This is a genomic window from Shewanella sp. (assembly GCF_013214165.1).
Classification (GTDB): Bacteria; Pseudomonadota; Gammaproteobacteria; order Enterobacterales; family Shewanellaceae; genus Shewanella.
In genome coordinates, this window is sequence record NZ_JABSSM010000125.1 from 1 (window position 1) to 7612 (window position 7612).

Annotated in this window: 5 protein-coding genes and 2 pseudogenes; 5 read left to right on the plus strand and 2 right to left on the minus strand. The window is 39.2% G+C overall.

What is annotated here, in order from left to right; translation table 11 throughout:
* Positions 1–189 precede the first annotated feature (189 nt).
* The 4 genes and pseudogenes from HRU42_RS19815 to HRU42_RS19830 all read left to right on the plus strand — a co-directional run bounded on the left by HRU42_RS19815 (position 190) and on the right by HRU42_RS19830 (position 5077).
* Positions 190–1272: a nucleoid-associated protein gene (locus HRU42_RS19815; protein ID WP_295033682.1), complete on the plus strand. Its 1083-nt coding sequence runs from the start codon at positions 190–192 to the stop codon at positions 1270–1272.
* Positions 1256–2632, plus strand: a complete 1377-nt coding sequence (locus HRU42_RS19820; RefSeq protein ID WP_295033684.1) for a hypothetical protein — start codon at positions 1256–1258, stop codon at positions 2630–2632. Before HRU42_RS19815 ends, HRU42_RS19820 begins: the two co-directional genes overlap by 17 nt.
* 249 nt (positions 2633–2881) lie before the next feature.
* Positions 2882–3298: pseudogene (locus HRU42_RS19825) on the plus strand (transposase); the annotation flags it as partial.
* Positions 3299–3835: 537 nt separating this feature from the next.
* Entirely contained in the window at positions 3836–5077 is a 1242-nt protein-coding gene (locus HRU42_RS19830) for an acyltransferase (protein ID WP_295033686.1), read from the plus strand.
* A gap of 46 nt (positions 5078–5123) precedes the next feature.
* On the opposite strand, the pseudogene HRU42_RS19840 reads toward HRU42_RS19830, so the two are convergent.
* Positions 5124–5869, minus strand: a pseudogene (locus HRU42_RS19840) (M24 family metallopeptidase).
* 57 nt (positions 5870–5926) lie between these two features.
* Positions 5927–6205: an aminopeptidase P N-terminal domain-containing protein gene (locus HRU42_RS19845; RefSeq protein WP_295033690.1), complete on the minus strand. Its 279-nt coding sequence runs from the start codon at positions 6203–6205 to the stop codon at positions 5927–5929.
* Between the two features lie 354 nt (positions 6206–6559).
* On the opposite strand from HRU42_RS19845, the gene gmhB reads away from it, so the two are divergent.
* Positions 6560–7111, plus strand: a complete 552-nt coding sequence (gene gmhB / locus HRU42_RS19850; RefSeq protein WP_295033692.1) for a D-glycero-beta-D-manno-heptose 1,7-bisphosphate 7-phosphatase — start codon at positions 6560–6562, stop codon at positions 7109–7111.
* Positions 7112–7612 lie beyond the last annotated feature (501 nt).

The window sequence follows — 7612 nt, forward strand, 5'->3', positions numbered from 1 at the left end:
CTAACGGCATCAGGAACTGTGAGCCCGTGGGCCCAGTAATGCTGAATCCAGATAAAGAGCCTGAAACGGATGTAAGAAATGTAGCGTAAAATTAAGTAAAGAGTGCCAACTACCTTGAAAAACACCGTAAGGGACTTACTGGTACTATAGCCTTATCTATAAAAACCAGTACATTGTTAAGGATATGAAATGGCGTCAATTAAACGCTTTGTAATTCACGAACTTTTTAAAGAGAAAAAACCAGATGTTGCTGGTGAACTTTTAAACTTAGGCAATGAAATAATTCTAAAGCTTGCTAAAGATTTAGTTAAAATCAAGGAAGGTAGGACTGCTGTTCTTTGGGGACAATTTAAAGGAAATGGTGACTTCCCCCTAAAACTTAAAGAATTAGATGAAGAACAAACCGATGATGAAAGGAGCAATACATTCCTTGAACTCACAGAGTCTACAATGGGTGCTTTATATAAAGAAATTGTTCATACAAACAGTAAAGGTGGTTATATTTGCTTTATTGAGTATGAATCATTTCATGATAGTCGCCTAATGGCTGCAATGATTACCAACACCGCAGGTATCAAGCTGACTAACTTAAAGCCAACTACTGAGGTTCATGTTGATCTAAGTAAGTTACATCAAGCGGTTGATATAAATACCACTGGTTACTTTAAATCATTAAATACTGATTGCAAAAAGAATTATCTCAGTTTCATCGGTAAAGGTACGCATACAGATTATTTTACAAGTGCTTTTGATTGTATTAATAAAATCACTCCGGCTAAAGCTGTTAATAAAGCTCCTGAAGTTTTAAAGGATTTCTTAGCGCAATTTGATGTTGATAATGCTACACAAAAAAACGCCAGAGCACAGCTTGTAAAGTATTTAACAGATAATATAGGTAAAGAAGTACACCTTTCAAAAATTGATGAAATTGCAGTATCTCACTTACCTGCGACTTGTTCCGATGAAGAAAAGAAAAGCTTTATAGCATTTAGTAAGCAAGACCAATATGAAATGCCAGCTACATTTGAAGCTCGAAAAAAAAATGTAGATAAGTTAGCAAAAATCTATTATGCAACTGACGCTTTCAATCTTAACTTTGACCTAGAAAATATAGGTTTAGTTGGAGTGGAAGATGATTCAAACAAGCCTATACTATTCAATAAAGATAATGATGACGTAATTATTAGAGGCCGAATGATCACTCCTGAAGTCAGAGCAGCTATTTTCCAAGTTACTTTACTTGACGATGAGACAAATGACGAACAAGATTGACGTTTTATTTGACACTACTGTCAAATTATTCAAATCTTTCGAAGATAATATATCTTGTGAAAACGGTGTTTTACGTTTAAACAAGGGAGTCACCCTATCTGAAGAACAGGTAATATATTTAAAGTACTTGTTCGATCATAAAGATAAATTTAGAAATTTTGAAATGTCGATAGACTGGGAAGATGTTGAGTCTAGTGATATTACCCCCAATGCAGAATGTACCGAACTGAAAATCGAATTCAATTTGTATGGTGGAAATAAGTTCAGCTTTTATACTAATGAAAAAGATTTATTTGAGAGGTTATCACTGTTTTTGATTCAAGGGAAAAGCCTACCTGATAACTATTACTTTATTGAAGAGAACTTTAGAAGTGATAGTGAGCTAGTTCGCCCGTCACTAATTAAGTTGGGGATAATATCTAAGTGGATAGAGTTCTTAACTAAAATCTCTGATATTGATAAAAAAACTGATGATGGAATTGCTCTTTACTACTTTATTAAAGGTGTAGACGATAAGTTTGCCAAACCATTAGAAGTAAAAGTAAGTAGTATTATTGAATTAATTAACTGTGACGAAATATCTTCCATTGAAGATATTTCAAAGTTAGTTTCAGAAGATGAAAATGGTAACTTACATCATAGAGACAGACAATCTTTTTTTAAATTAGCTTTAGTCGATACGCTAAGGAAACTAGTAAAAGAAGACTCATCAAATAAAACGGAATCAGCTATATTATTCAGTCACTTAGATAAAATAAAAAATGCTTACTATGAACATTACGATATCTTTATTCATAATTTTGCAATAGGTGAGTTTCAACAACAAGTTGAAGAAAAAGGTTTTGATTACGCAGAAAAAATAAGCTCTGTATTAAATGATATTCAAATTAGGCTTTACGCTATCCCTATAGTTTTAGTCAGCTTAGGTGCGCTGGCTAAGGTTGACAACATATACAGCTATTTATTCATTATTAGTGGAGTTATAATCACTGCTTTATTTAACCACTGGATGATTAACGACCAAGTATTGAGGTTGGAACAAATAGAAAAAAGCAGTTCGTTTACCTTTGACAAGCTGAGAGTTCAAGGACATGAAAAACTTGAATCATGTGATACTTTAAAAAACTTGGATGAAATAGTTGGTAATATTCAGAGTAGAATTACCGATAGAAATACGAAAATAACATATTATAAAATATTTTGCTGGTTACCCACGATAATTACTGTCATTCTCTTTTTTATAAAAGAAAAAAGTTCTATATTCAGTTTTTTCAACGTTAGCTTGGATAACCCTACTCTAGATAACTTTCTTTGTGCTGCTACAGGTGTTGTAAAGATCTTACATTTATTTTTCAGTTGATAACTTCATTTATTACAAAGATAAAGGGGTCGAAGCGAATAAGGTAAAACTACCTCAAGTTTTATTCGTAACTAACACGCTTTGGGCAAAATGAGTTACAGCATGCTAGCAATCAAGTTCAAATTGAAGAGACCCCATTCTTGTGATGAACAAGCAAGACACCCAGGATTGTCAGATGAAGATCCCTTAACTAAACTGCGGTACTTGCATGTATGGCCATGTAGGCCACTCTCTACCACGAGATAGGCTATCCGCGCTAAGATGGCTAAGACCCCGGAAATCTCAGACTTTACTAGCATTAAACTGCGAATCGAGGCAGCGATTAAAGGTGAGCAGCCCAATACGCTACTGCCTTTTGTTGGTAACGAACATAAAGCAATGCCTAAGGGACTCATGTTCAACGCTAAAGATTATCTGCAACTTGTTGATGATACAGGGAGGATAGTCAGAGCAGACAAGCGAGGCTCTATGAGTCAAGAGTCTGCTAAGATATTAAATAGACTTAATATCTCGCAAGAAAACTGGATAAAACTGACCTCAGAGTTTACCAAAATTTTCAAAGGGCCCGTGGGCAACACCCAAGAGTTAACAGCGTATTGTGAACACCTTGACCGCAAGCGCCGGCAAGGTGCAGCCAACTGTCATAGATGGCTAGATAGCGCTTAATCAAGACTCAGAGATACCCATTTCAAATTATTATATTCAAGCATAACCAAACCGCTGTTTGGGATTTTTGATGCTTGATTTTCAGGGGGATAGTCGGGATTTCATTCATGATGGAATATTTGAGTATCGTTTGGCGGAAAAGTGGGGTTGTAGTGGCAAATTAAAGTTGATACAGCGATGGATTTATCTGGCAGTACTTGGTACAGGCCATCTAACGGAGAATAATTTTGGATGTCTTGGTTAGTTGGGTTGGTTAGGTTGGAGGCGTGTCAACTAGAATTCGTATATAAATCAATGCAATGATTGACTCCTACAGTGTCAGGAAAGTTATAGCGATAGGCTATAGCTGGATGTACAAAGGTTATTGCTAGAATGCATCTCAAATTGAGAAACATCAGCAAGTATATGCATGACTCGATATTAACTATTGATTTTATAGTATTAAATATCTGGCATGTAAAGTGCTTAGTAATACAGGTTCGTGTCTGAATAAACGTCTTTTTAAGGACATAGACTATTCGGTTGGAGAGCTGTGGTATGCGAGCTGGGCAAGATTTAAACTTACATAATGCTGACGATCACATCTGTTATCTTGGCTATAACCCAACTTTAGATGGCCTTAGAGGCATCGCTATTCTGCTCGTTTTATTTCATCACCTATGGCCTTGGGAATGGAGTACCTCACTGACAACGATTATTACTAAGACAAGTCATATAAGTTGGATCGGGGTTGATTTGTTTTTTGTGTTAAGCGGCTTCCTTATAACGGGCATTCTTTTGGATGCTCGTCATCGAAGGCATTATTTTCGTAATTTTATAGTAAGGCGATCCCTTAGGATATTCCCTCTCTACTATTTATTCTTATTGATTTGTTTCCTTGTTATCCCCTATATTTTGAATGATATGGACTTAAAAGAAGCATCACTGGATCCGGTTGGACATAATGTATTTTGGTATGTGTTTTACGGTTCTAACTATATATGGATGTTGAATGAGCCCGTTCTTGTCGATCTTGTTGGTATCGACGCTCTCAGACTGGCGGATAAATCACCGGAATTTTTAGGGTTAACCTGGAGCCTGGCTGTAGAGGAACAGTTTTATTTGGCTTGGCCTCTCGTCGTGTTTGTATTTTGGAAACGATTACAGGGTTCAATTATAGCAATTGTCTTGTGTATAATACTATTAAGGCTATTTCTTGTTAGCACAATAGAGAACTGGGCAGATGCGACTTATATGGCTTCCGTATGTCGTGCTGATAGTTTAATGATTGGCGCTGGGCTTGCGGTTTACGCAAGATCGACAGCATTTAGACCCGAAATCTGGGACCGTTTTGCATTCACTGGTCTGTGGTTGTGTTTGCCCGCAGTCATCATATTCCAACTGGTCTTTCCTGGCCGACAGACCCCTTTGTTTTCGGTGCTGGGATATAGTCTAATTGCGCTAGGCTTTGCGGGATTACTCGCTTCTGTCTTACGAAATCAACATTCACTGTTAAAAGTGATTATCCAGGCCTCATTTTTTCGATGGTTCGGAAAATATTCTTATGGCATTTATTTGTACCACATGATTGTGTGGTTTTTTATGCAGAAGATGATAAATGCTGAGCTGGCTGCAGACGGAAGCCCAATCCATGGGGAAATATTTAGCCCCATTGGCGGTTCTATGTTGATAGATGCACCGGTCAGAATGTTGCTTACGGTATTTCTTACTGTGGTTATGGCTTGGCTTTCTTACCATTGTTATGAACGCCATTTCTTAAAACTAAAACGTCTTTTCTGATAAAAATACTTTTTATCAGACATAGTCAGTAAGCTTTGTCTTGGTTTTAAATGTTATTGTGCCCACATGTCGACATGATTGCTTCGATGTCTGTGATTGTTCGTGGCACGCCCGCTGATAGATTTTCAAAGCCGTTTTCGGTGACTAAAATATCATCCTCAATGCGTATGCCCATGTCACGGCAGCCCTCGGGAACATCGGTTGCCGACAGCGGTATGTACATCCCCGGCTCTATGGTAAATACCATACCTGGCTCAAGTCTTCGCCACTGTTCTTGTTCATCGTGATAGGGACCACATCATGCACATCCATGCCAAGCCAATGACCCGTCTTGTGTACGGTGAAACCTTTATAGGTTTCATTTTTCATTATTTCATCGATATTACCATTTAGCAGGCCTAGTTCCAGTAGCCCTTTAGCCATCACTTCCATACAGGTTTCATGCAGGCTGTTCCAGCTAGCACCGGGCTTGACTCGAGTGATTGCGGCATCTAAAGCGCTTAATACTAGACTATAGATGGCTTTTTGTTCGGTGGTGAACTTGCCATTGACCGGATAACTACGAGTGATATCCGATGCATAGTGATCGAGTTCGGCTTCGTTGATGCCAGGTTTACAGGCTCGCATGACGGCCTTGTGGCCGTCGGTAGAGGCTTTAACTGCGGCCTTGATCTTAGCTATCTCATCTGCGCTCTTTATCACTCTCATTGGATGAAGCACTTTGGCCAAGGGGGTCAGACTGAGATGGTGTTTGATGGTGTCGAAAGGGGCGGTGTTACGCTGATGATTCATCCAGCCGATGACTCTACTCGAGAAGCGACCCAGTTCATCGCCGATGAAAATGTGTCGCTAGGTGGTTAACTGTGACAGAAGTACTGTCTCTAACTCGGCAATGTCGTGAGCTTCATCGGCGTTAAAATCTGTTATGGATCCATCGACACCGGCGCGTTCTCCGAAGCTGACTTCTTGGGTTTTATCTTTGGGGCGGCAAAATAAACTGTATTTAAAACCAGAGTCTTGATTCTTATCGGAGCAGAGCAGGGCCAAAGCATCGGGTTCATCGAAGCCTGTCAGATATAGAAAGTCATTGTCTTGTCTGAAATGATACTTGATGTTCTTGCTGCGCACTTTGTGTTAATAGCCAGCAAGTATCACAAAACTGCCTTCAGGGAGTTGTTCGAATAGGGCTTTCTTCTTGTTTGGTATAGATCACTGCTCATGTGAATGGGTCCCTTCATTGGTGTATTAATGTGAACTCACCTTGTGATAAGTCCACATTAAACAGTCACTCATGGTTTATTAGAGCTAGCCGTGTGAATGGTGTTGTTTCTGGCGAGTCACAAATATCAATATAGGGGTAAAGTTAGCATGTTTGTATATTTTATTCAGTGTAAATGTTCTTGGGGTAAATCTAAAAGTTCGCGGTGCAATCTGCTTCAATGGATGGGATAATGTCTGGAATTAGACTTAGGAGTTAAACACGTGAGCCCAGCAGTTTTTTTAGACAGAGACGGTGTGATCAATATAGATCACGGTTATGTGCATCAGGTTGATGACTTTGAATATGTTGAAGGCGTGTTCGATGCGTGCCGCTCTCTTAAAGAGATGGGATATAAGCTGGCAGTAGTAACTAACCAATCGGGTATTGCGCGTGGTATGTATAGTGAAGACCAATTTCATACTCTGACAGAATGGATGGATTGGAACTTTGTCGATAAAGGTGTCGAGCTCGATGGCATCTATTATTGCCCCCATCACGCCGAGAAGGGCGTAGGTGATTACAAGCAAGATTGTGATTGCCGCAAACCTAAACCTGGCATGATGTTAACCGCGGCCAAGTTTCTTAACATAGATCTTAGTCAATCGGTCATGGTAGGAGATAAGCGGGATGATATGTTGGCGGCTCAAGCGGCTGGGATCCCGACTCGCATATTGGTTCGAACCGGTAAGTCGGTCACCGATGAGGCTGTCGCTGCTGCAAGTGTGGTACTCGATTCAATTGCCGATGTACCTGCCTATCTTAAGAGTCTTTAAACAAATTATCTCCATGGGAAGAGCCTCGGGTAATTTATCAACAGATTAAGCGCTTCATGTTGGCAAACCTCAGCAACTCGACTCGTTTTACTGAGGTTTTATTAAGGTCTTAACTAGCTTAGCAATGTGAATAGTATGGGATTTATACGTATCGCTCGATATGTGAGCGCTTGAGCGGTTTTTTAAAAACAATCTGATTAAAGGGGTTGACGATAAAACCGAAATCAGTAGAATACGCAACCCAAGCCAACGACCAAGCGTCAACGGCAGCACGGTGTAAGAGGGATAGAAGAGCAATCTTTTAAACGTCTTTTTTATATAGTGCAACGCTCTTTAACAATTTATCAAGTAATCTGTGTGGGCACTCACAGGTGTTGAGTTATTCGAAATTGCCTTCTGTTCTTCGGAATGTCGGCAATCAAAATATTACTCAATGAATGAGTGTTCATAGATTCGAACCTAGTTCGAATCAATATGTAAATTTCGAAAGTGCTCTCTAGC

Excerpts from the sequence above, each read along its gene's own strand:
- HRU42_RS19830 (WP_295033686.1), top strand. The coding sequence starts at position 3,836 with ATGCGAGCTGGGCAAGATTTAAACTTACATAATGCTGACGATCACATC.
- HRU42_RS19820 (WP_295033684.1), top strand. The coding sequence starts at position 1,256 with ATGACGAACAAGATTGACGTTTTATTTGACACTACTGTCAAATTATTC.
- HRU42_RS19815 (WP_295033682.1), top strand. The coding sequence starts at position 190 with ATGGCGTCAATTAAACGCTTTGTAATTCACGAACTTTTTAAAGAGAAA.